Below are 22,738 nucleotides of genomic sequence, written 5' to 3'. Positions count from 1 at the left end.
GTGCGACGAGCGCTGACGCGTCGACGCCCGATAACAAGGTACGTCAGTTTGAACCATTTTCGGCTGCGCCTGCCTGACAGCGCAGTTTCAAGGGTAACAGAAGGGGTTTACATGCGTAGATACGCTCGCTGGATAGCGGCGCTGATGTTGAGCCTGACGGCCTGCGCCGCGCAGGCGCAGGCCGCGACGGGCTGGACGGCGGTCAATGAAACCATTCGCAAAAGCGACAACGATCCGCGCCAGTATCAGGCCGTCCGGCTCGACAACGGGCTGGTGGTGCTGCTGGTCTCCGACGCGCAGGCGCCGAAGTCGCTGGCGGCGCTTACCCTGCCCATCGGCTCGCTGGACGATCCCGATCGGCAGCTCGGGCTGGCGCACTTCCTCGAGCATATGGTGCTGATGGGATCGCAGCGCTATCCGCAGCCGGATAACCTGGCGGAGTTTCTGAAAAAGCACGGCGGCAGCCACAACGCCAGCACCGCTTCCTACCGCACCGCGTTCTACCTTGAGGTGGAAAACGACGCGCTGGAGCCGGCGGTGGACCGCATGGCGGATGCGCTGGCCGCGCCGCTGCTCGATCCGGTCAACGCCGATCGCGAACGCAACGCCGTAAATGCCGAGCTGACGATGGCGCGCTCGCGCGACGGCCTGCGTATGGCACAGGTCGGCGCAGAGACGCTTAATCCGGCGCACCCCGGCTCGCGCTTTTCCGGCGGCAACCTCGACACGCTGAAGGATAAGCCGGACAGCAAACTGCTCGACGCGCTGTCGGCGTTTTATCACACCCACTACTCCGCCAACCTGATGAAGGCGGTGCTCTACAGCAATAAACCGCTGCCGGAGATGGCGCAGATCGCCGCCAACACCTTTGGCCGCATCGCCAGCCACGACGCCACGGTGCCCGCTATCGACGTGCCCGTTGTGACCGAGGCGCAGCAGGGCATCGTGATCCACTACGTGCCGGCGCAGCCGCGCAAGCAGCTAAAAATTGAGTTTCGCATCGCCAATAACAGCGACCGCTTCCGCAGCAAGACCGATACGCTGATCGGCTATCTGATCGGCAACCGCAGCAAAAATACCCTGGCCGACTGGCTGCAGAAGCGCGGGCTGGCCGACGGCGTCAATGCCGGCGCCGACCCGATGAGCGAACGCAGCAGCGGCGTCTTCGCCATTACCGCCTCGCTCACCGATAAAGGTCTGGCGCAGCGCGATGAAGTGGTAGCGGCGATTTTTAGCTATATCGCCATGCTGCGCGAGCAGGGCATCGACAAGCGCTACTTTGACGAGGTCTCTCACGTCCTGGCGCTCGATTTTCGCTATCCCTCGCTGACGCGCGATATGGATTACATTGAATGGCTGGCGGACACCATGCTGCGCGTGCCGGTGGAGCATACGCTGGATGCGCCTTACCTGGCCGATGACTATGACGCCGCCGCCATCAACGCGCGCCTCGATGAGATGACGCCGCAGAAGGCGCGCATCTGGTATATCAGCCCGCAGGAGCCGCACAACAAAGAGGCCTACTTCGTTAATGCGCCCTATCAGGTCGATCGCATCAGCGAGCAGACCTTTGCAGAGTGGCGTCAGCGCGCCAGCCAGATCCACCTCTCGATGCCGACGCTGAACCCCTATATTCCTGACGACTTCACCCTGATCCCGCAGGATGGTAAAAGCTATGCCCATCCGGTCTCACTGCCCAACGACTTCGGCATGCCGATCTACTGGATGCCGAGCCGTTTTTACGCCAGCGAGCCGAAAGCCTCGGTGATGCTGGCGCTGCGCAACCCGCACGCCATCAGCGACGCGCGTCAGCAGGTGCTGTTTGGCCTGAACGACTATCTCTCCAGCCTGGCGCTGGATGAGCTTAACTCGCAGGCCTCGGTGGGCGGCATCAGCTTCTCCACCAGCGAAAATGACGGGCTGGTATTCAGCGCCAGCGGCTTTACCCAGCGGCTGCCAACGCTGCTGAAAAAGCTGGTAGAAGGCTACGCCGCCTTCCGGCCGACACCGCAGCAGCTGGAGCAGGCGAAATCCTGGTATCTGGATCAGCTGGACGCGGCGGATAAGGGCAAGGCGTTCGAGCTGGCGATCCAGCCGATGCAGATGCTGTCGCAGCTGCCCTATACGCAGCGTGAGACGCGCCGCGCGCTGGTCAAGGCAATCGCGCTTGATGAGGTAGTGGCGTATCGCGACAATCTGATCCATCATGCGACCCCTGAACTGCTGGCGGTAGGCAACCTCAGCGCCGACAGCGTGACCCAGCTGGGCCGCGAGCTGAAGCAGCAGATGCAGACGCAGGGCACGCAGCACTGGCGCAACAGCTACGTCTCTTTTGCTAAGCCGGTGAAAGCCAACCTGCAAAAAGCGGGCAGCAGCACCGATTCGGCGCTGGCGGCGCTCTATGTGCCGCTCGGCTACGGCGAATATCAGAGCATGGCGAGCAGTTCGATGCTGAGCCAGATCGTGCAGCCCTGGTTCTACAATCAGCTGCGCACCGAAGAGCAGCTGGGCTATGCGGTCTTCGCATTCCAGATGCCGATCGGCCGCCAGTGGGGCATCGGCTTCCTGCTGCAGAGCAACAGCAAGCAGCCCGCTTATCTGCTGCAGCGCTATCAGGCCTTCTACCCGCAGGCAGAAAAGCGGCTGCGCGCCATGCCGCAGAGCGACTTCGCGCAGTATCAGCAGGCGATGATTAATCAGCTGAATCAGCGGCCGCAGACCCTCGATGAAGAGGCGTCGCGCTATAGCCGCGACTTCGATCGCCAGAACTACGCCTTCGATACGCGGCAGAAGGTGATCGCGCAGCTCCAGCAGCTGACGCCGGGCGCGCTGGCGGACTTCTTCCATCGCGCCGTGCTGCAGAAAGAGGGCATGGCGATGACGTCACAAATTGCCGGCAACAGCGCGGAAAGCGTCGCCTTTGCGCGGCTGCCTGGCTGGAAAACCTGGAATGAGGTAGCGAAACTGCAGCAGTCGCTACCGGTTAAGAGTGAGACGCAATGAGTTACCCTGAATCGCTGAATCCCTTGACGCTGCCGCTGCGCGGCGAGCGTCTGATCGAGGCTTCGGCGGGCACCGGCAAAACCTTTACCATCGGCGTGCTCTATCTGCGCCTGCTGTTGGGGTTGGGCGGCGAAAACAGCTACAGCCGTCCGCTGTCGGTGGAAGAGATACTGGTGGTGACCTTTACCGAGGCCGCCACCGCTGAACTGCGCGGGCGCATCCGCGAAAATATTCACGAGCTGCGCCTGGCCTGCGTGCGCGGCGCCAGCAACAATCCGGTGCTGGCGCAGCTGCTGGAGCAGATTAACGATCTCGCGCAGGCCGCTTCGCTGCTGCTGGCGGCGGAGCGTCAGATGGATGAAGCGGCGATATTTACCATTCATGGCTTCTGCCAGCGCATGCTTAACCTGAACGCCTTTGAGTCCGGCATGCTGTTTGAGCAGGAGCTGATAGAGGATGAGGCGCCGCTGTTTAAGCAGGCGACGGCGGACTTCTGGCGACGCCACTGCTACCCGCTGACGCTGGAGGTGGCGCGTGCCATCGTCGCAGAGTGGAACGGCCCGGAAAGCCTGCTGCTGACGCTGCGGCCCTGGCTGCAGGGCGAGTCGCCGCGGCTGAAACGTCCGCCTGCCGATGACGAAACCCTGGCGACGCGCCACGCCGCCAACCTGGCGCGCATCAGCGAAATGAAGCGGCAGTGGCAGGCGGTAAGCGACGAAGTAGAAGGCATTATCAGCCAGTCCGGGGTGGATAAACGCAGCTACAGCAGTAAACATCTGCCGCTCTGGGTGGCAAAAATCACCCAGTGGGCCAGCAGCGAAACCACCGACTATCTCTTCCCGAAAGAGCTGGAGCGTTTCGCCCAGCGCGTGCTGGTGGAGAAGACCAAAAAAGGCGAGCCGCCGCAGCATCCGCTGTTCCAGGCGGTAGAGGCGTTTCTCGCCGAGCCGCTGTCGCTGCGCGATCTGGTGATCGCCCGCGCGCTGGTAGAGGTGCGCGACGCGGTGCGTAAAGAGAAGCGCCTGCGCGCGCTGCTTGGCTTCGACGATCTGCTGAGCCGCCTCGACGAGGCGCTGCAGCAGCCGGGCGGCGCGCTGCTGGCCGAGACCATACGCGCCCGTTATCCGGTGGCGCTGATTGACGAATTTCAGGATACCGATCCGCAGCAGTATCGCATTTTCCGCACGCTCTATCTTCATCAGCCCGAGCTGGCACTGCTGCTGATCGGCGACCCCAAACAGGCGATCTACGCCTTCCGCGGCGCCGATATCTTTACCTATCTGCGCGCCCGCAGCGAGGTCAGCGCGCACTACACGCTGGATACCAACTGGCGATCGTCGCCGGGCATGGTGCAGAGCGTTAATCGCCTTTTCGCCCGCATGGCGTCACCGTTTCTCTTCGAGGCGATCCCGTTTCAGCCGGTTCATCCCGCCGGGCCGAACCAGCCGCTGACGCTGCTGAAAGATGCGCAGCCGCAGGCGGCGCTGCGCTTCTGGCTGCAGCCGGGCGACGGCGTCGGCGTCAGCGACTATCAGCAGTTTATGGCGCAGCAGTGCGCCGCCGATATCAGCCGCTGGCTGGTCGCCGGGCAGCAGGGACGTGCGCTGCTGGGCAAGGGCGACGATCTGCGGCCGGTGCAGGCGTCCGATATTACCGTGCTGGTGCGCAGCCGTAACGAGGCGGGCCTGATCCGCGACGCGCTGAACGAGCTGTCGATTCCGTCGGTCTATCTCTCTAACCGCGACAGCGTCTACACCACGCCCGAGGCGCGCGAGCTGCTGTGGCTGCTGCAGGCGGTACAGGCACCGGAGCAGGAGCGTCTGCTGCGCAGCGCCCTGGCGACCTCGATCTTTGCCATCGACGCCGCCTCGCTGGACAGGCTGAGCCAGAACGAGCGCGAATGGGATGCGCTGGTCGAGCAGTTTGCCGGCTGGCAGCAGCTCTGGCACCAGCGCGGCGTATTGCCGATGCTGCGCGACGTGATGAACCAGCGGCAGCTGGCGGAAAATATGCTGGCGTCGGAGAACGGCGAACGCAGGCTTACCGACCTGATGCACCTGGGCGAGCTGCTGCAGGAGGCGTCGACCCACCTCGACAGCCCGCATGCGCTGGTGCGCTTTCTCGCCCAGCAGATCGCCCGGCCCAACAGCCAGTCGGCGGAGCAGCAGCTGCGGCTGGAGAGCGACCGCCATCTGGTGCAGATCGTCACTATCCACAAATCCAAAGGATTGCAGTATCCGCTGGTGTGGCTGCCTTTCGCCGCGGGCTTTCGCGAAGCGGCCAGCGCGCTCTATCACGATCGTGAGAGCTTTGCCACGCTGCTCGACGTGCAGGGCGACGAGCAGAGTCTGGCGCTGGCGGAGCAGGAGCGTCTGGCGGAAGATCTGCGCCTGCTCTACGTCGCCTTAACCCGCTCGGTGTTTCACTGCAGCGTCGGCATTGCGCCGCTGTTTAAAGGCGCGCGCAAAAAAGAGGGCGACAGCGATCTCCACAAAAGCGCGCTGGGCTATCTGGTGCAGCAGGGAGAGAGCGGCGACGCCGACCGCCTGCGCGCCTGCCTGGCGACGCTGGCGGATGCGGATACCGAAGTGCTGTGCGACGATCTGATCCCCGGCGAAAACTGGCGTGAACAGGCGCAGCCCGACGATGCGCTCAGCAGCCGTCAGGTAACGCGCGACCTGCGCGACGCCTGGCGCGTCACCAGCTATTCCGGGCTTCAGCAGCACAGCAGTTCGCCGCTGCTGGAGGCGATGCCGACGTTCGATATCGACGCAGCGGGCGAAGAGGGCGGGGAGGCAGAAAGCGCGCTGACGCCGCATCACTTCCCGCGCGGCGCGGCGCCGGGCACCTTTCTGCACGGCCTGTTTGAATCTATCGATTTTACCCGTCCGCCGGACAGGGCGCTGCTGGAAACGCAGCTGGAACAGAACGGCTATCCGCCTCACTGGCTGCCGGTGCTGGAGGCCTGGATCGCGCGCGTGCTGCATACGCCGCTTAACCGCGACGGCCTGACGCTGGGGGCGCTGAACAACCGGGACCGGCTGGTGGAGATGGCCTTTTATCTGCCGCTGGAGCGCATGCTGAACGCTCCGCAGCTCGATGCGCTGATGCGGCAGCACGATGCGCTGTCGGCGCGCGCCCCCCGGCTGGAGTTCCATCAGGTACAGGGTATGCTGAAAGGCTTTATCGATCTGGTGTTTCGCTGGAACGGTCAATATTATCTGCTGGATTACAAATCCAACTGGCTGGGGGAGAGCGAAGCGGCCTATACCCCGGAAGCGATGGCGCAGGCGATGGTGGATCATCGCTACGATTTGCAGTACCAGCTCTATACGCTGGCGCTGCACCGCTATCTGCAGCATCGCCTGCCCGACTACGACTATGAGCGCCACTTTGGCGGCGTGTTTTATCTGTTTTTGCGCGGCGTCGACGGCAGTTCGCCGCAAAATGGCATCTTTACCGCGCGGCCAACGGCCTCCTTCGTTGCCGGACTGGACGCGCTGTTTCGTCGCCCGAAAGAGGAAGAAGTATGACGGACATTGTGTCACTGCTCGATCAGGCGGTAGAGAAGCGTCTGCTGCGGTCGCTTGATCTTCAGTTTGCGCGGCTGCTGGCCGACGCCTCGCAGCCCGCCTGGCTGCTGGCGGCCGCCTGCGTCAGCGCCGAAGCGGGGGACGGTCACGTCTGCCTGCCGCTGGCGCAGCTGACCCCCGAGGCGCTTTTCGCCGGACGCCATCCCGAACTGGCTAAGGCGCTGTGGCGCGCAGCGGGCGCGCCACAGTGCTGGAAAACGGCGCTGGCGGGCTGGCCAGCGCTGAGCGACGGCGGCATCGCCACGCCGCTGGTGCTCAATCATGAGCGTCTCTATCTGCATCGCCTGTGGCAGAGCGAAGGCCGGGTGGCGCACTTTTTCACCCGGCAGGCAGAGATGGCGGAGATGGATATCGCCGCCGCGCAGAACGTGCTGAGCGCGCTGTTTGGCGATCGGCCCGATGACTGGCAAAAAATCGCCGCCGCCGTGGCGCTGACGCGTAAAACCGCCGTGATTTCCGGCGGTCCCGGCACTGGCAAAACCACTACCGTGGCAAAGCTGCTGGCGGCGATGATCCGCCTGAGCGGCAGCAACCTGCGTATTCAGCTGGCAGCGCCGACCGGCAAAGCGGCGGCGCGCCTGACCGAATCTCTCGGTCAGGCGCTGCAGGCGCTGTCGGTCAGCGACGAAGAGCGGGCGCGTTTTCCCAGTGAAGCGACAACGCTGCACCGTCTGCTGGGCGCCCAGCCCGATACGCAGCGGCTGCGCTATCACGCCGCCAACCGGCTTCACCTCGACGTGCTGGTGGTGGATGAGGCCTCTATGGTCGATCTTTCGATGATGGCAAAGCTGATTGCCGCACTGCCCGATCACGCGCGCGTGATTTTCCTCGGCGATCGCGATCAGCTGGCGTCGGTGGAAGCGGGGGCCGTGCTGGGCGACATCTGCCGCTGCGCGGAAACGGGCTACAGCCTGTCGCGCGCGCAGCAGCTGGCGGCGCTGACGCAGTGCGCGCTCGACGGCGCGGATGACGCGGGCGCGCCCGACGTGCGCGACAGCATCTGTCTGCTGCGTAAAAGTTACCGCTTTGATGCGACGTCGGGCATCGGGCAGCTGGCGCGGGCGGTCAATCTTGGCGACGCGCGCGCCGTTGAGTCGGTATTTAGCGCCGCCTTTGAAGATATCGATTTTCAGGCGCTGCAGAGCGGCGAAGCCTATCAGGCGATGCTTGACGCGGTGGCGGAGGGTTACCAGCCTTTCCTGAAGTTAGTGCAGTCGCGCGCGCCGGTAGAGGAGATTCTGCTGGCCTTTAGCCGCTACCAGCTGCTTTGCGCCCTGCGCGACGGGCCGTTTGGCGTGCAGGGGCTGAACCAGCGCATCGAGCAGCGTCTGGTGCAGCTGCAGCGTATCCGGCGTCCGGCGATCGGCAGCCGATGGTATGCGGGACGGCCGGTCATGGTGACGCGCAACGACAGCGCGCTGGGGCTGTTCAACGGCGATATCGGCATTACCCTGCGCGATGCAGAGAATCAGCTGAAGGTCTTTTTCCCGCTGCCGGACGGATCGGTGAAGGCGGTGCAGCCGAGTCGCCTGCCGCCGCACGACACCGCCTGGGCGATGACGGTGCATAAGTCGCAGGGATCGGAGTTTGAGCATACCGCGCTGGTCATGCCGGCCCAGTTCTCGCCGGTGCTGACGCGCGAGCTGGTCTATACCGCCATTACCCGCGCGCGCAAGCGGCTGACGCTCTACAGCGAACCGGCAGTGTTCCAGCGTGCGGTGCAGCTGCAAACCCAGCGCCGCAGCGGGCTGGTGGAAAGGCTAAGTCTGGTATAAAGGGCGCATCAGGAGCGAAGGCAGGACGCTTTGCTCCACGGCCCATGCCGCCCGCGCAATCAGCTACGGGGCCGTCCGAAAGAGGAGCCGGCTGGCCACTCAGGTCAGGTCGGCCATCAGCACCTTTGAGCGCCGCTGATAGTTATACATCTGCTTTTTACTCTCCGGCAGCGACTCAATATCCACCGGCGTAAAACCGCGCTCCTGAAACCAGTGAATGCTGCGCGTCGTGAGTACGAACAGCTTCTCCAGCCCCATCTGCCGTGCCTGAAGCGCAACGCGCTGCAGCAGCATCTCGCCGCGCGACGAGCTGCGATAGTCCGGATGCACCGCCACGCACGCCATTTCGCCGATTTTCTCATCCATAAAAGGGTAGAGCGCCGCGCAGGCGATGGTCAGGTTGTCGCGAATGATAATGGTGAACTTGTCGATCTCCATCTCCAGCTGCTCGCGCGAGCGACGCACCAGGATCCCCTGCTGCTCCAGCGGGCGGATAAGCTCAAGTATGCCGCCGATATCGTTAATGGTGGCGCGGCGGATCTGCTCGCTCGACTCCATTACGATCTGCGTGCCGATACCGTCGCGGGAGAAGAGCTCCTGCAACAGCGCGCCATCTTCCTGATAGCTAATCAGATGGCTGCGGCGCACGCCGCTGCGGCAGGCTTTCACCGCGCCACGCAGGAAGCGCACCGTGCCGGAAAGGTAGTCGCCGTCGCTCTCCATCTCGTCGATGCGCGCCTGCGCGTCGTTCGGGAACAGCTCGGAGATAATGGTGCCGTCGCGGCGCGGCACCCCCTGCTCGGAGCAGAAGCCGATCATCTTCTCCGCCTTCAGCTTAATGGCCAGCTGGGTGGCGACCTCTTCTGACGTCAGGTTAAAACTTTCGCCGGTAACGGAAACCGCCACCGGGCCGAGCAGTACGATCGCATCGTTATCCAGCTGACGATGGATCGCCTCTTCGTCGATGCGGCGAATGCGCCCGCTGTGGCAGTAATCGACGCCGTCATCCACGCCCAGCGGCTGCGCGATAATAAAGTTGCCGCTGACGACGTTGATATGCGCGCCCTGCAGCGGCGTATTGTTGATGCTCATTGAGAGTCGCGCCGTGATGTCGAGCTGCAGCCGTCCCGCCGCCTGCTTTACCAGCTCCAGCGACTGGGCGTCGGTGACGCGGGTGTACTTGTGGTAAACCGGCTCCAGCTGATGCGCCGCGAGGCTGGCGTCAATCTGCGGACGCGCGCCATAGACCACCACCAGGCGAATGCCGAGACTGTGCAGCAGGCCGATATCGTTAACGATGCTGGAGAAATTCTCATGCTCGATCGCTTCGCCGCCCAGCATGATGACAAAGGTCTTGCCACGGTGGGCATTGATATAGGGAACGGTGTGGCGAAAACCCTGAACCAGCTCAGTACTACGTTCCTTCACGGCAAACCTCAATGAATGATTATTCGTAATTTTTGTATTTTTATTCTTTTAGGGCGCTATTTGCAAGCGGTAAACCTGACGTAAATTTACGTTTTTTCGGGTGCGCTGGCAGCTAAGAGACTGCATTATTTAGCTTTTCCAGGATGACTTAGCCAAAAGGATGGGCTAAAGTTTTCAGCGCCGTTTATTAAAGTGGCGCTTTTTTAGACAGAACAGAGCAGCTGGAGCGGCATGTCAGAATCAAATCCCCTTATTTCCCGCAGAAGGCTCCTGCAGGGTACCGGCGCATTATTGCTACTGAGCGTCAGCCGCACAGGCCTGGCGGCAAAAAACCATATCGTCGCGGTTCGCATCTGGCCATCTTCGACCTATTCGCGCATGACGCTGGAGTCCAGCGTGCCGCTTCACTATAAGCAGTTTGCGCTCTCGCATCCGGATCGGCTGGTCATTGATATCGCAAATATGCATCTCAATCCGGTGCTGAAAGGCGTCGACAAGCTGGTGCGCGTAAGCGATCCCTTTATTAAAAATGCGCGGGTCGGGCAGTTTGACGCCAATACCGTGCGCATTGTGCTGGAGCTGAAGCGCAACGTCGCGCCAAAAACCTTTACGCTGGCGCCGGTGGCCGGGATCAAACACCGGCTGGTGGTGGATCTCTATCCGAGCCAGCATAGCGCAGAAGACGATCCGCTGCTGGCGCTGCTGAAGGATTACAACCAGGGCGATCTGGAACGCAACGAGCCGGCGTCCGCGCCGCTGCCCGGCAAGGCGGGACGCGACCGGCCGCTGATCGTGATGATCGATCCAGGGCACGGCGGCGAAGATCCCGGCGCGCACGGCAAATACAAAACGCGTGAAAAAGATATCGTGCTGAAGATGGGGCGACGGCTTAAGGCGCTGATCGATAAAGAGCCCAATATGAAAGCCTATATGACGCGCAACGAGGATGTGTTTATTCCGCTGCGGGTGAGGGTGGCGAAAGCGCGCAAGCAGCGCGCCGATCTCTTTGTCTCGATACACGCCGACGCCTTTACCAGCCGCAGCGCGCGCGGCTCCTCGGTATTCGCGCTCTCAACCAAAGGTGCGACCTCGGCGGCGGCCCGTTTCCTGGCGCAGACGCAGAACGAATCGGATCTTATCGGCGGCGTCAGCAAGAGCGGCGATCGCTATCTCGACCACACCATGTTCGATATGGTGCAGCGCCAGACCATTCACGATAGCCTGACGTTCGGCAAAGAGGTGCTGCATCGTATGGGGCGCATCAACCATCTGCACAAGCGTACCGTCGATCAGGCGGGCTTTGCGGTGCTGAAGGCGCCGGATATTCCGTCGATTCTGGTGGAAACCGCCTTTATCAGCAACGTGGCAGAGGAGCGCAAGCTGCGTACCAGCCGCTATCAGCAGCAGGTGGCTGAAGCGATTTTTCACGGCATAAAGGCTTACTTCGAGAAGGGCGGGGCGCGACGCTAACAGCAGAAGAGGGGATGGCCTGCGCCATCCCGTTTTCAGAAGGCACAAAAACAAAAAAGCACCCTTAAGGTGCTTAAATGTTGGTTGCGGGAGCCGGATTTGAACCGACGACCTTCGGGTTATGAGCCCGACGAGCTACCAGGCTGCTCCATCCCGCGTCCGTAGTGCGCTTTGCGTCTTTTTCACATTCTCTCTTCACAAGAAGAGTTGGTTGCGGGAGCCGGATTTGAACCGACGACCTTCGGGTTATGAGCCCGACGAGCTACCAGGCTGCTCCATCCCGCGTCCGTAGTGCGCATTGCGTCTTTTTCACATTGTCTCTTCATAAGAAGAGTTGGTTGCGGGAGCCGGATTTGAACCGACGACCTTCGGGTTATGAGCCCGACGAGCTACCAGGCTGCTCCATCCCGCGTCCGTGGATGCGCACTATACCTCCTGGAGCTGATGATGCAACCCCTTTTTCGCGCGAAGCGCCAAATTAGGGATTGTTTGCTGAATATTTTCTCCATATGGCTAATTATCGCACAGCTGCGCACTGGGAAGGGGAAGGCGGATTTCAATCTGCCAGACGCTTTGCTATCGTCGCGGGGCGAAAACTGATGAATAAAAGAGATGGCGATGAATAAAGGACACTGGGCGAAGTACGCACTTACTGGTGCAATGTTTGCGCTGCTGGCGGGTTGTAGCTCGAAACCGACCGACCGCGGGCAGCAATATAAAGACGGCAAGCTGGAACAGCCGCTGGCGCTGGTTAACCAGCCCAACGCCAAAGGCCGACCGGTCAACGGCAGAGATTTTGGCGAGCAGGTGCGGCAGATCCAGTCCGCCTCTTCCGCGCTGTATGGACGCCATACCGGCACCTACAGCGCGATTGAAAGCTGGCTGATGGCGGGCGCCGACACGCGCCAGCTGCGTCAGTTCGGCCTGAACGCCTTCCAGATGGAAGGAACCGATAACTACGGCAACGTGCAGTTTACCGGCTACTACACGCCGGTGGTGCAGGCGCGCTATACGCGTCAGGGCGAGTTCCAGTACCCCATCTACCGCATGCCGCCGCGCAAGCGCGGTGCGAAGCTGCCGAGCCGCGCTGCTATCTATAACGGCGCGCTGGACGAACGCTATGTGATCGGCTGGAGCAATTCGCTGATCGATAACTTTATTATGGACGTGCAGGGCAGCGGCTACGTTGACTACGGCGACGGCCGTCCAATGACCTTCTTTGGCTACGGCGGCAAAAACGGCTGGGCCTATCACAGCATCGGCAAAGAGCTGATCGATCGCGGCGAGGTGAAGCGCGAAGATATGTCGATGCAGGCGATTCGCGACTGGGCGGCATCGCACTCCGAGCAGGAGGTGCGCGCGCTGCTGGAAACCAACCCGTCGTTCGTCTTCTTTAAGCCGGAACCCTATACGCCAGTGCGCGGCGCCAGCGCGGTGCCGCTGGTGGCGAAGGCCTCTGTCGCGTCGGACCGCTCGCTGATCCCGGCGGGAACCGCGCTGCTGGCGGAAGTGCCGCAGCTGAACGAAAAAGGCAAGTTTAACGGTAAGTATGAGATGCGCCTGATGGTGGCGCTGGACGTCGGCGGTGCCATTAAGGGACAGCACTTTGATATCTATCAGGGTATTGGGCCCGACGCGGCGCACCTGGCGGGCTTCTATAACCACTATGGTCGCGTCTGGGTGCTGAAGGCCGCGCCGGGTGCCGGGCAGCCGCTGTTCAGCAACCCGCAAAACGGCGATAATGGCTCTCTGTTACTGGGTTCAAACTGATTCTCTGCGGGCCGCACGGCCCGCATGAAGCAACAAGGTTAATTATGAGTGTGGTTAACGACGCCTGGCGTCAGCGTTTTGGCGGCACGGCACGTCTTTATGGGCAGGATGCGCTGTCGCGTTTTGCCGCGGCGCACTTCTGCGTTATCGGCATCGGCGGCGTCGGCTCCTGGGCGGCGGAAGCGCTGGTGCGTACCGGCATCGGCAAAATTACCCTGATCGATATGGACGATGTCTGCATTACCAACACCAATCGGCAGATCCACGCGCTGAACGGCAACGTCGGCAAAGCGAAAACCGAGGTGATGGCGGAGCGGCTGCGCGCCATTAATCCCGACTGCGAGGTGATCTGCATCGACGACTTTATCACGCCGGACAACACCGCCGAGCTGATGGCGGCGGGCTACGACTATGTGATCGACGCCATCGACAGCGTGCGGCCAAAAGCGGCGCTGATCGCCTGGTGCCGCCGCAACAAGATCCCGCTGATCACCACCGGCGGCGCGGGCGGCCAGATCGATCCGACCCAGATCCAGGTGGCCGATCTGGCGAAGACGATTCAGGATCCGCTGGCGGCGAAGCTGCGCGAGCGGCTGAAGGCGCTCGGCGTGGTGAAAAACAGCAAAGGCAAGCTGGGCATCGACTGCGTCTTCTCTACCGAAGCGCTGATGTATCCGCAGCCGGACGGCAGCGTCTGCGCCGCGCGCAGCACCGCCGAAGGGCCGAAAAGAATGGATTGCGAAGCGGGATTTGGCGCGGCCACTATGGTGACCGCTACCTTCGGCTTTGTCGCCGTTTCTCATGCGCTGAAGAAGTATCTGGCGCGCGCGGCGCGTCAGGCAGCGTAACCTTCAGGGCTGCGCCGCGCGCGCGGCCTGATGAACCGCCTCCGCCAGCGCTTTCAGGCCGCTGCTGCGCGAGGCGCTGAGCTGAGCGCGCAGCCCAAGCTCGTCAAACAGCTGCAGCGGATCTTCCGCCAGCAGCGCCTGCGGCGTTTTGCCCTCCACGGCGGTCAGCAGCACCGCCAGCAAACCGCGCACGATGCGGCCTTCGCTGTCGCCGTAAAAATGCAGCGTGCCATCCTGGCGACGCTGGCTGCCGAGCCAGACGCGGTTTTCGCAGCCGCTTAGCTCGATATCAGCGGTTTTCAGCGCCTCCGGCAGGGCAGGCAGCTGGCGGCTGAGCTGGATAAGCTGGCGATAGCGATCCTCCCACTGCTGAAAATGGGCGAACTTCTCTTTCAGGCCGTCCAGGGTAATCAGATCGCCAAACGGGTGCGGGCCAGCCAGGGCGTGACTCATACTTCCTCCTCCGACAGCAGGTCGAGCGCGGTGTAGACGGCGCGCGTCAGCGCGTCCACATCCTGCAAATTATTATAGGGTGCAAAAGAGACGCGCAGCGTGCCGCTCACGCCCAGCGCTGCCATCAGCGGCTGCGCACAGTGCTGACCGGCGCGCAGCGCGATGCCCTGTTCCGCCAGCAGCGTGATGATATCGCTGTGGTGCACGCCTTTAAAATCGAACGCCAGCACGCTCGACCGGCTCGCGCGATAGCTGCGGAAACCGGGAAACTCGCTCAGCTGCTCTTCGGCCAGGCTGGCAAGCTGCTGGCTCCACATCTCCGCTTTCAGCCAGTCGTGCTGCTCACACCAGCTCAGCGCGGCGCTCAGTCCCACCACGCCCGCCACGTTTGGCGTGCCAGCCTCGAAGCGCCAGGGGACAGGCTGCGGCGTGAAGCCGTTAAAATCGACCTGCGTCAGCATTTTGCCGCCCCCCTGCCACGGCGACATCTCTTCCAGCAGTTCGGCTTTGCCATAGAGTGCGCCAATGCCGGTCGGGCCGTAGAGCTTATGGGCCGAAAAGGCGTAGAAATCGATATCCAGCGCCTGCACGTCGGTTGGGCAGTGCGCCACGCCCTGCGCGCCGTCGACCATAACTTTCGCGCCGACGCCCTGCGCCAGCGCGATCGCCTGCGCCAGATCCGGGCAGCCGCCGGTGACGTTGGACATCTGGCCGATGGCCAGCAGCCGGGTACGCGCGTTAAGCAGCGACGGCAGCAGCGCGATATCTGGCAGACGATCGGCGCCGATGGGCCACTTCACTACCTTTGCGCCACTCGCCTGCGCCACCATCAGCCAGGGCACCAGATTGGCGTGGTGCTCCGCCTCGCTCACCAGGATCTCGTCGCCAGCCTTTAGCCGCGGCAGCAGCCAGCCGTTGGCGACCAGGTTGATCGCTTCCGTGGTGCCGCGCGTCCAGACGATCTGGTGGCCGTTCTCCGCATTCAGCAGGCGCGCCACCTGATAGCGCGCCTGTTCATAACGCTCGGTGAGCTGACGCGCCGCGCCGTACTGGCTGCGATGCACGGTGCCGCCGCTCAGGCTGTAAAACTGTTGCGTGGTGTCAATGACCACCTGGGGCTTGAGCGTCGTGGCGGCGCTGTCGAGATAAACGCCGGCGTCACTCAGCGCGGGAAACTGCTGGCGGAAGGCGGTGGGATTGAATGCGGTCATGCTTTGTCTCGTCATACAAATAAACAGGGCCAGATCAAAAGCCTGGCGCTCTCCTGGCAAAGCTGTAAAAGCGCGTTATGCTGATTAATGCAAGGTTTAAACCAAAACCCGCACAATGAGCAACCTTCTTTAGTCAATTTGACCAGAGTTAGCCCATGCGGGTGGTTTGATGCAATCATCTACAAGGAGATAGAAAATGAAAAAACTTTCAGCAGTGCTGGCTGTCTGCGCTATGGCTTTTACTCTGGCCGCGTGTTCAAGCAATTACGTTATGCATACCAATGACGGTCGCACCATTGTTTCAGAAGGCAAGCCTTCCGTAGACAGCGATACCGGTATGATCAGCTATAAAGACGCTAACGGCAACAAGCAGCAGATTAACCGCGCTGACGTCAAAGAGATGGTTGAGATGCAGTAATCGCTTCGGCGTCGGCTGCAGGCAAAAAAAAAGCACCGCAATTTGCGGTGCTATTCAAAATCACTATGGACAGACAGGGTAAATCTACAGGAATTAAAAGCTTGATCTGCAAAGCGGCAGATCAAAATGCAAACACAACATCACGACCACAAGCCAAAAGCTTCCCGGAAATCTGCGAACTCACTCACAAATCCTGAAATCTTTTCGTTCCGGCTCAGGAAGTGCGGCAACTATAGGTATTTGCTGGAGCTTCCTCAACGGACAATTTATAATGCCTCGGATTACTAAAACTAATATGTGACCGCTTTTTATAAGCGCATGCGTATTGCCCCTGATCCGAGCACGGAAAACCATGTCGAAACGCCTTCCTCCTCTTAATGCACTCCGCGTGTTTGACGCCGCGGCGCGTCATCTCAGCTTTACCAAAGCCGCCGAAGAGCTGTTCGTCACCCAGGCAGCCGTCAGCCATCAGATAAAATCGCTGGAAGATTTTCTGGGGCTTAAGCTGTTTCGCCGGAGGAATCGTTCGCTGCTGCTGACGGAAGAGGGACAAAGCTACTATCTCGATATTAAAGAGATCTTCACCGCCCTAAACGACGCGACGCGCAAGCTTCAGGCGCGCAGCGCGAAGGGCGCGCTGACCGTCAGCCTGCTGCCGAGCTTTGCCATTCAGTGGCTGGTGCCGCGCCTCTCCAGCTTTAATATGGCTTATCCGGGCATCGACGTGCGTATCCAGGCGGTGGACCGCGATGAGGAGAAACTGGCTGACGACGTTGACGTGGCGATTTTCTACGGCCGCGGCAACTGGCCAGGACTGCGGGTGGAGAAACTCTATGCCGAATATCTGCTGCCGGTCTGCTCGCCCGCGCTGATGACCGGCGACAACCCGTTGAAAACGCCGATGGATCTGTCGCGCTTTACGCTGCTGCACGACGCCTCGCGGCGCGACTGGCAATCCTATATTCGGCAGCTGGGCCTGCAGCATATTAATGTGCAGCAGGGGCCGATTTTCAGCCACAGCGCCATGGTGTTGCAGGCGGCGATCCACGGCCAGGGCGTGGCGCTGGCCAATAACGTGATGGCGCAGAGCGAAATCGAAGCTGGTCGGCTGATCTGCCCGTTCAACGACGTGCTGGTAAGTAAAAACGCTTTTTATCTGGTTTGTCATGACAGCCAGGCAGAACTGGGTAAAATAGCCGCCTTTCGACAGTGGATCATCGCGAAAGCCGCCAGCGAACAAGAAAAATTTCGCTTTCGCTACGACCACTAACTAACTGATTTCTGTAGAGTGAAGTACAGATGCACCTTGAGGATAGTCAGATGTCCAGTCGTGCCATGTTTATCTTTGCCGCCATCAGCGGTTTTTTGCTGGTGGCCTTTGGCGCTTTTGGCGCCCATGTTTTAAGCCGCTCTCTGGGGCCAACCGAAATGGCCTGGATCCATACCGGGCTGGAGTATCAGGCGTACCATACGCTGGCGGTTATCGGTCTCGGCGCCGCCATGCTGCGCCGCGCCAACCTCTGGTTCTACTGGAGCAGCGCCTTTCTTGCCCTTGGCATCGTGCTGTTCAGCGGCAGCCTCTACTCTCTGGCGCTGTCGCATCTGAAGTTTTGGGTTTTTGTTACGCCGGTCGGCGGGCTCTGTTTCCTGGTCGGCTGGTTTCTGATGTTGATTGGCGCGCTGCGTCTTAAACGAAAGGCAGATCGCCATGAATAAAGTTTTACTCTATTGCCGTCCCGGTTTTGAAAAAGAGTGCGCCGCGGAAATCGCCGCCGCTGCCGCCGAGCGTGAAATCTACGGCTTCCCGCGGGTAAAAGAGAACAGCGGCTATGTGCTGTTCGAATGCTATCAGCACGAAGAGGCGGATCGCCTGGTGCGCGAGCTGCCTTTTGAGAGGCTGATCTTTGCCCGCCAGATGCTGGTGGTCGGCGAGCTGCTGAAAGATCTGCCGCCGGACGATCGCATCGCGCCGATTGTCGGCATGCTGACCGGCGTGGTGGAGAAGGGCGGCGAGCTGCGCGTCGAGGTGCCGGACACCAACGACGCAAAAGAGCTGACGAAGTTTTGCCGCAAGTTTACCGTACCGCTGCGCGCCAGCCTGCGCGAAGCGGGCATTCTGCTTAACTACGAAAGCCCGAAGCGTCCGGTGGTGCACGTCTTCTTTATTGCGCCCGGCGCCTGCTATGTCGGCTACTCTGTCGTTGACAACAACTCGCCGTTCTATATGGGCATTCCGCGCCTGAAGTTCCCGGCCGATGCGCCGAGCCGCTCGACGCTGAAGCTGGAAGAGGCGTTTCACGTCTTTATTCCTGCCGACGAGTGGGACGAGCGTCTGGCGGGCGGCATGCACGCGGTCGATCTCGGCGCCTGCCCCGGCGGCTGGACCTATCAGCTGGTGAAGCGCAGCATGTGGGTTGATGCGGTAGATAACGGCCCGATGGCGCCGAGCCTGATGGAGACCGGACAGGTCACGCACTGCCGCGAGGATGGCTTTAAGTTTCGCCCGACGCGCAACAACGACTGGCTGGTGTGCGACATGGTAGAGAAGCCGGTGCGCGTCGCCAGCCTGATGACCGAATGGCTGATCAACGGCTGGTGCCGCGAGGCGATCTTTAACCTCAAGCTGCCAATGAAAAAGCGCTATGAAGAGGTGACGCAGAATCTGGCGATGATCGACGAGGCGCTAAAGGCGCAGGGCATCAACGCGCAGATCCGCGCCCGCCAGCTCTACCACGACCGCGAAGAGGTGACGGTGCATATCCGCCGCATCTGGGGCGCCATTCCCGGCCGCCGCGACGAACGCTAAGCGTCAGGCCGGGCGCGGCGTCGCCTGGCCTTCATAGCGCAGCGTTTTCAGATTTCCCTGCAATACCAGATCCTGCTTCAGCATCGCCACCTGTCGGCTGAGAAGGGCCGACTCGCGGCCCGCGATCAGCTTCGCGCGCCATTTTTCCGGCACCTCATCAAGCCGCGCATAGAGCACCTCCAGGGTTTCAAAGGTCTGCAACAGCGTTTTCGCGCTCTTCGGGCCGATGCCCGCCACGCCGGGGATCTTGCTGCTGCTGATGCCGCACAGCCCCCAGTAATCGGGCAGCCGCTGCGGCGCGACGCCGAACTCATTTTCGATAAAGGGCAGATCCAGCCAGCGCTTTTGAAAGTAGTCGCGGATGCGGATCTGCGGCGCCAGCAGCTGGCAGTAGCCTTTATCGGTTGAGACGATGGTCGCCTGATGGCCCGCCTGCGCCATTTTTACCGCCAGCGTGGCGGCCAGGTCGTCCGCTTCATCCGCCTCGGCGATCCAGCAGCTGACGCCGACGCGGCGAAACGCCTCCTGCAGCGCGGGCAGTTCGGCATGCAGATCTTCCGGCATAGGCGGCCGGCCGCTTTTATAGTCCGGCAGCAGCTGATGACGCCAGCCCTGGTGACGCTGCTCGCTGTCGAATACCGCCACGGCGTGGGTCGGCTGCGTATGCCCCAGAAGCTGGCGCAGCGCCGCGACGCAACCCTCGACGCAGGGCGATCCCTGTACTGCGTGCAGACGACGGATCAGGTTGAGCGCGTCCACAATAAGAAGGTGAAATGACATAAGCTAAACGGCAGCCCCTCAGGGCTGCCTTCCTTGCGGTTTATTTAATGATTTCGTAGCAGGGGATATAGGCGGTGCCCGGCAGCTTCATGCGGTGCTGGGCGACAAAGCCCTGCAGCAGTTCATCCATGCGGCGCATAATGTCCGGCTCACCGTGCAGCTTATAGGGCCCTTTCTCACGAATTTCCCGTATGCCGATCTCTTTTACGTTCCCGGCGACGATACCGGAGAAGGCGCGACGCAGATCCGCCGCCAGCTGCTCCGCCGGCTGGCTGGTGTAGAGATTAAGGTTGGCCATATTTTCATGGGTCGGCAGAAACGGCTTCTGCAGATCGGGCGAGATACGGATCGACCAGTTAAAGCTGTAGGCGTCGCCCGTTTCGCGGCGATACTCTTTCACCTGCGGCATCGCTTTTTTCATCAGGCGCGCCACTTCGGCAGCGTCGTCGATAATGATCTTGTAGTGGCGGCGCGCCGCTTCGCCCAGCGTATTAACGATAAAGTCATCCAGTACGTGGAAGTAGTCGGCGCTCTCCTGCGGGCCGGTGAGGATCAGCGGCAGCACCTGCTCGTGGTTCTGCGGGTTCATCATAATGCCCAGCAGATAGAGCAGCTCTTCCGCGGTGCCCACGCCGCCCGGGAAAATAATGATGCCGTGCGCGATGCGCACAAAGGCTTCCAGACGTTTTTCGATATCCGGCATGATGATAAGTTCGTTCACCAGCGGATTCGGCGGCTCGGCGGCGATAATCGACGGCTCGGTCAGGCCGATAAAGCGGCTGTCGCGGTAGCGCTGCTGCGCATGGCCCACCGCCGCGCCTTTCATCGGCGCCTCCATTACGCCTGGCCCGCAGCCGGTGCAGATATTCAGCTCGCGCAGGCCCAGCTGAGTGCCGACGTTGCGGCAGTACTGATACTCCACCGCGTTGATGGAGTGGCCGCCCCAGCAGACGACGGTATTCGGATACTCCCCGATATGCAGCGCGCGCGCGTTGCGCAGGATAGAGAAAACCTGGTTGGTGATATGCGCCGAATCATCCGGCGGCGCCTCTTCCATGCCGGCGATCGCCAGCTGGCCGTTAACAAACAGAATGTCGCGCAGCACGGCGAACAGGTTGGCCTGCAGCGAGCGGATAATGCGTCCGTCAACAAACGCCTCTTCCGGCGGATTGATCAGTTCCAGCTTAACGCCGCGCTCGCGGCGCAGCACGTTGATGTCGAAATTTTCAAAGCGGGAAAGCAGCTCGTGACTGCTGTCGGTCTGGCTGCCTGAATTCAGGACGGCAAGGGAGCAGTTGCGGAACAGCTGGTAAAGGTCGCTGCTCGCCGTGCGCTTGAGCATGTCGACTTCCAGCTGAGAGAGCAGATCCATTGAGCCAAGAGGGCTGATATGCGTAATCAAATGAACTCCGTTACACCCGCCTGGGTGACTAATGACACCGCCGTTGCGGTGGCGAAAATCCCTTGGTCGGCGATCCTCCGATCGCCGCCTTCACCAGAGTGCCTTGTCGACCCTGAATGCTCAAGAGGAACGCAACCTTTGACGCGCAGCCTGCGAGAGGCCTCGCAAAGCTACTGACGCACCAGACGGGAATATCCCGGCGTAAAGGGCACGTTGCTGCGCCACGGATTAATATCCAGGCCGCCGCGGCGCGTGTAGCGCGCATAGACGGTGAGCTGCTGCGGCTGACAGAAGCGCAGCAGGTCGTTAAAGATGCGCTCCACGCACTGCTCGTGAAACTCATTGTGCTGGCGGAAAGAGATGAGGTAGCGCAGCAGCGCCTCGCGGTCGATGCACGGGCCTTTGTAGCGAATCATCACCGAGCCCCAGTCGGGCTGGTTGGTAATCAGGCAGTTGGACTTCAGCAGATGGCTGACCAGCGTCTCTTCCACTGTTTTGCTGCCCGCCGCACTGGCCAGGTAGTCGGCATTAAAGCTGTAGTCGCTTATCTCGATATCCTGCTCGTCAATGCAGTAGCCGCTAAACTGACCGATGGGCTGGCCCTCGACTTCGCTCAGGCGGAACAGCGCCACGCTGACCTCGCCTTGCGCGCAGGCGCTGAGATCGCGCTCCAGCGTCTGGCGCACGTCGCCCCAGTCGGCGAAGCGCGTCTGGTTGAAGCTGTTAAGGTAAAGCTTAAAGCTCTTCGACTCGATAAGATGTTCGCTGGTGGCGTTCAGCACCACTTCGCCCAGCGCCACCTGCGGCACGCCCTTGCTGTTAAGCCAGGAGAGTTCGTAAAGCGTCCAGATATCCGCGCCGCTAAAGGGCAGCGCATCGGGCGTCAGCCCCAGCGGCGTGCGGTTCAGGCTGCGCGGCACCGCCTGAAGCAGGCTGGGATCGTATTGATCGTGATAGGCTGTGGGTTTGCCCAGGGTCAGGTTGCTCAGCGCCCGATCCTTTTCATATAAAGACATAGCGGTTACCCGTGATACAAAACAAAGTAGATAAGTGTAACCCATCAGACGTGAGAAAAAGAGAGATGCAACAGACTGTCGATGCCCTGCGCGAATTTACCGCCCGCTACTGCGACGCCTGGCAACAGCGCACCGGCCACGCGCCCGCCAGCCAGGCGCTCTGTGGCGTGCCGTCGCCCTGTATTATCGCCACTCAGGCTGACGAGGTATGGTGGCAGCCGCAGCCCTTTACCCTGCCTGCCACGCTGGAAGCGGTAGAGCGCGCGCTGGATATCCGGCTGCAGGAGGATATTGCCGCCTTTTACACCGCGCAGTTTGCGGGCGATATGACGGCGCGCCTGGGGCAGCTCGAGTTGTCGCTGCTGCAGGTCTGGAGCGAAGAGGATTTCCTGCGGCTGCAGGAGAACCTGATAGGACATCTGATTATGAAGCGCCGTTTAAAGCAGACGCCGACGCTCTTTATCGCTGCCACTGAATCGGAGCAGGAGATCGTCTCGGTTTGCAATCTGACCGGGGAAGTTATTCTTGAACAGCCCGGTACTCAAAAGCGAGAAGTGCTGGCGGAAAACACTCAGACCTTTCTTAAGGGTTTACAGGTGGTTATGCCGGCATTTGCAGATAATCGCTAGTGGCATTGTGAGATATCTCTTACATATGATGTGAGAGATTGGCATTTTTCTCAAGGGCCATCCAGAAGTCCGCAATGTAAAAATATTGTGAATCATTGACTTAATGGCATTACTCCTAAATTTGGTCTATAAACAA

17 protein-coding genes and 3 tRNA genes are annotated in these 22,738 nt (G+C 61.0%); 11 read left to right on the top strand and 9 right to left on the bottom strand.

The window, feature by feature from the left end; all coding sequences use genetic code 11:
- Nucleotides 1–111 precede the first annotated feature (111 nt).
- Genes ptrA through recD form a run of 3 tightly spaced genes read left to right on the top strand, consistent with a single transcriptional unit; the run spans nt 112 to nt 8,371 of the window.
- The gene (gene ptrA, locus LB453_RS17985) at nt 112–3,003 is read left to right on the top strand and encodes a pitrilysin (protein WP_103795216.1); all 2,892 of its coding nucleotides are present in this window, start codon (nt 112–114) and stop codon (nt 3,001–3,003) included.
- Nucleotides 3,000–6,536, top strand: a complete 3,537-nt coding sequence (gene recB, locus LB453_RS17980; RefSeq protein ID WP_103795215.1) for an exodeoxyribonuclease V subunit beta — start codon at nt 3,000–3,002, stop codon at nt 6,534–6,536. Before ptrA ends, recB begins: the two co-directional genes overlap by 4 nt.
- Complete coding sequence (recD, locus tag LB453_RS17975; RefSeq protein WP_103795214.1) at nt 6,533–8,371, top strand: exodeoxyribonuclease V subunit alpha; 1,839 nt, start codon at nt 6,533–6,535, stop codon at nt 8,369–8,371. Before recB ends, recD begins: the two co-directional genes overlap by 4 nt.
- A 99-nt stretch (nt 8,372–8,470) precedes the next feature.
- Here the strand turns inward: recD and argA are convergent, their stop codons facing one another.
- A complete protein-coding gene (argA, locus tag LB453_RS17970) occupies nt 8,471–9,799 on the bottom strand; it encodes an amino-acid N-acetyltransferase (protein ID WP_103795213.1) in 1,329 nt (442 codons plus the stop codon).
- A 231-nt stretch (nt 9,800–10,030) separates the two neighbouring features.
- On the opposite strand from argA, the gene amiC reads away from it, so the two are divergent.
- The gene (gene amiC / locus LB453_RS17965; RefSeq protein ID WP_103795212.1) at nt 10,031–11,269 is read left to right on the top strand and encodes an N-acetylmuramoyl-L-alanine amidase AmiC; all 1,239 of its coding nucleotides are present in this window, start codon (nt 10,031–10,033) and stop codon (nt 11,267–11,269) included.
- Between the two features lie 81 nt (nt 11,270–11,350).
- On the opposite strand, the gene LB453_RS17960 is transcribed toward amiC, so the two are convergent.
- From LB453_RS17960 to LB453_RS17950, 3 genes are all read right to left on the bottom strand, one after another.
- Nucleotides 11,351–11,427 (bottom strand) — tRNA-Met (locus LB453_RS17960).
- A gap of 50 nt (nt 11,428–11,477) precedes the next feature.
- A tRNA-Met gene (locus tag LB453_RS17955) sits at nt 11,478–11,554 on the bottom strand.
- A 50-nt stretch (nt 11,555–11,604) separates the two neighbouring features.
- A tRNA-Met gene (locus tag LB453_RS17950) sits at nt 11,605–11,681 on the bottom strand.
- A gap of 206 nt (nt 11,682–11,887) precedes the next feature.
- Here LB453_RS17950 and mltA point away from each other — a divergent pair.
- Both mltA and tcdA read left to right on the top strand, forming a co-directional pair.
- A complete protein-coding gene (gene mltA, locus LB453_RS17945; protein WP_374044249.1) occupies nt 11,888–13,039 on the top strand; it encodes a murein transglycosylase A in 1,152 nt (383 codons plus the stop codon).
- A 44-nt stretch (nt 13,040–13,083) separates the two neighbouring features.
- A complete protein-coding gene (gene tcdA, locus LB453_RS17940) occupies nt 13,084–13,887 on the top strand; it encodes a tRNA cyclic N6-threonylcarbamoyladenosine(37) synthase TcdA (RefSeq protein ID WP_048786952.1) in 804 nt (267 codons plus the stop codon).
- A gap of 3 nt (nt 13,888–13,890) precedes the next feature.
- On the opposite strand, the gene csdE is transcribed toward tcdA, so the two are convergent.
- Together csdE and csdA are read right to left on the bottom strand one after the other, a co-directional pair.
- Complete coding sequence (csdE, locus tag LB453_RS17935) at nt 13,891–14,340, bottom strand: cysteine desulfurase sulfur acceptor subunit CsdE (protein WP_103795210.1); 450 nt, start codon at nt 14,338–14,340, stop codon at nt 13,891–13,893.
- A complete protein-coding gene (csdA, locus tag LB453_RS17930; protein WP_224481781.1) occupies nt 14,337–15,551 on the bottom strand; it encodes a cysteine desulfurase CsdA in 1,215 nt (404 codons plus the stop codon). Before csdA ends, csdE begins: the two co-directional genes overlap by 4 nt.
- A 196-nt stretch (nt 15,552–15,747) precedes the next feature.
- Here csdA and LB453_RS17925 point away from each other — a divergent pair, with 196 nt between their 5' ends.
- The 4 genes from LB453_RS17925 to rlmM all read left to right on the top strand — a co-directional run bounded on the left by LB453_RS17925 (nt 15,748) and on the right by rlmM (nt 18,775).
- Nucleotides 15,748–15,969 carry a YgdI/YgdR family lipoprotein gene (locus LB453_RS17925; RefSeq protein ID WP_103795208.1) on the top strand — a complete coding sequence of 74 codons (222 nt, stop codon included), beginning with the start codon at nt 15,748–15,750 and terminating at the stop codon, nt 15,967–15,969.
- Between the two features lie 352 nt (nt 15,970–16,321).
- Nucleotides 16,322–17,239 carry a transcriptional regulator GcvA gene (locus tag LB453_RS17920; protein WP_033752825.1) on the top strand — a complete coding sequence of 306 codons (918 nt, stop codon included), beginning with the start codon at nt 16,322–16,324 and terminating at the stop codon, nt 17,237–17,239.
- A gap of 50 nt (nt 17,240–17,289) precedes the next feature.
- The gene (locus LB453_RS17915) at nt 17,290–17,685 is read left to right on the top strand and encodes a DUF423 domain-containing protein (RefSeq protein ID WP_103795207.1); all 396 of its coding nucleotides are present in this window, start codon (nt 17,290–17,292) and stop codon (nt 17,683–17,685) included.
- Entirely contained in the window at nt 17,678–18,775 is a 1,098-nt protein-coding gene (gene rlmM / locus LB453_RS17910; protein ID WP_103795206.1) for a 23S rRNA (cytidine(2498)-2'-O)-methyltransferase RlmM, read from the top strand. The genes LB453_RS17915 and rlmM overlap by 8 nt, the downstream gene beginning before the upstream one ends.
- A gap of 3 nt (nt 18,776–18,778) precedes the next feature.
- On the opposite strand, the gene xni is transcribed toward rlmM, so the two are convergent.
- From xni to queF, 3 genes are all read right to left on the bottom strand, one after another.
- Nucleotides 18,779–19,555, bottom strand: a complete 777-nt coding sequence (gene xni, locus LB453_RS17905) for a flap endonuclease Xni (RefSeq protein ID WP_103795205.1) — start codon at nt 19,553–19,555, stop codon at nt 18,779–18,781.
- A gap of 40 nt (nt 19,556–19,595) precedes the next feature.
- Nucleotides 19,596–20,957 (bottom strand): nucleotide 5'-monophosphate nucleosidase PpnN, encoded by a 1,362-nt coding sequence (gene ppnN, locus LB453_RS17900; RefSeq protein ID WP_048786947.1) that lies wholly within the window; start codon nt 20,955–20,957, stop codon nt 19,596–19,598.
- Nucleotides 20,958–21,127: 170 nt separating this feature from the next.
- Nucleotides 21,128–21,973, bottom strand: a complete 846-nt coding sequence (queF, locus tag LB453_RS17895; RefSeq protein ID WP_103795204.1) for an NADPH-dependent 7-cyano-7-deazaguanine reductase QueF — start codon at nt 21,971–21,973, stop codon at nt 21,128–21,130.
- Nucleotides 21,974–22,038: 65 nt separating this feature from the next.
- Between queF and syd the strand changes: the two genes are divergently transcribed.
- The gene (gene syd / locus LB453_RS17890) at nt 22,039–22,602 is read left to right on the top strand and encodes a SecY-interacting protein (protein WP_103795203.1); all 564 of its coding nucleotides are present in this window, start codon (nt 22,039–22,041) and stop codon (nt 22,600–22,602) included.
- Nucleotides 22,603–22,738 lie beyond the last annotated feature (136 nt).

It is taken from the genome of Pantoea agglomerans, assembly GCF_020149765.1.
GTDB classification, from domain to species: Bacteria; Pseudomonadota; Gammaproteobacteria; order Enterobacterales; family Enterobacteriaceae; genus Pantoea; species Pantoea alvi.
The sequence above is the reverse complement of the archived record's forward strand: the minus strand, read 5'-3'. Positions and strand labels throughout refer to the sequence as shown.

Bases quoted from the DNA above. Each gene is read 5' to 3' on its own strand.
- LB453_RS17915 (WP_103795207.1), top strand. From the start codon at position 17,290: ATGTCCAGTCGTGCCATGTTTATCTTTGCCGCCATCAGCGGTTTTTTG.
- queF (WP_103795204.1), bottom strand. From the start codon at position 21,973: ATGTCTTTATATGAAAAGGATCGGGCGCTGAGCAACCTGACCCTGGGC.
- xni (WP_103795205.1), bottom strand. From the start codon at position 19,555: ATGTCATTTCACCTTCTTATTGTGGACGCGCTCAACCTGATCCGTCGT.
- tcdA (WP_048786952.1), top strand. From the start codon at position 13,084: ATGAGTGTGGTTAACGACGCCTGGCGTCAGCGTTTTGGCGGCACGGCA.
- amiC (WP_103795212.1), top strand. From the start codon at position 10,031: ATGTCAGAATCAAATCCCCTTATTTCCCGCAGAAGGCTCCTGCAGGGT.
- ptrA (WP_103795216.1), top strand. From the start codon at position 112: ATGCGTAGATACGCTCGCTGGATAGCGGCGCTGATGTTGAGCCTGACG.
- LB453_RS17920 (WP_033752825.1), top strand. From the start codon at position 16,322: ATGTCGAAACGCCTTCCTCCTCTTAATGCACTCCGCGTGTTTGACGCC.
- rlmM (WP_103795206.1), top strand. From the start codon at position 17,678: ATGAATAAAGTTTTACTCTATTGCCGTCCCGGTTTTGAAAAAGAGTGC.
- recB (WP_103795215.1), top strand. From the start codon at position 3,000: ATGAGTTACCCTGAATCGCTGAATCCCTTGACGCTGCCGCTGCGCGGC.
- recD (WP_103795214.1), top strand. From the start codon at position 6,533: ATGACGGACATTGTGTCACTGCTCGATCAGGCGGTAGAGAAGCGTCTG.
- csdA (WP_224481781.1), bottom strand. From the start codon at position 15,551: ATGACCGCATTCAATCCCACCGCCTTCCGCCAGCAGTTTCCCGCGCTG.
- syd (WP_103795203.1), top strand. From the start codon at position 22,039: ATGCAACAGACTGTCGATGCCCTGCGCGAATTTACCGCCCGCTACTGC.
- LB453_RS17925 (WP_103795208.1), top strand. From the start codon at position 15,748: ATGAAAAAACTTTCAGCAGTGCTGGCTGTCTGCGCTATGGCTTTTACT.
- csdE (WP_103795210.1), bottom strand. From the start codon at position 14,340: ATGAGTCACGCCCTGGCTGGCCCGCACCCGTTTGGCGATCTGATTACC.
- mltA (WP_374044249.1), top strand. From the start codon at position 11,888: ATGAATAAAGGACACTGGGCGAAGTACGCACTTACTGGTGCAATGTTT.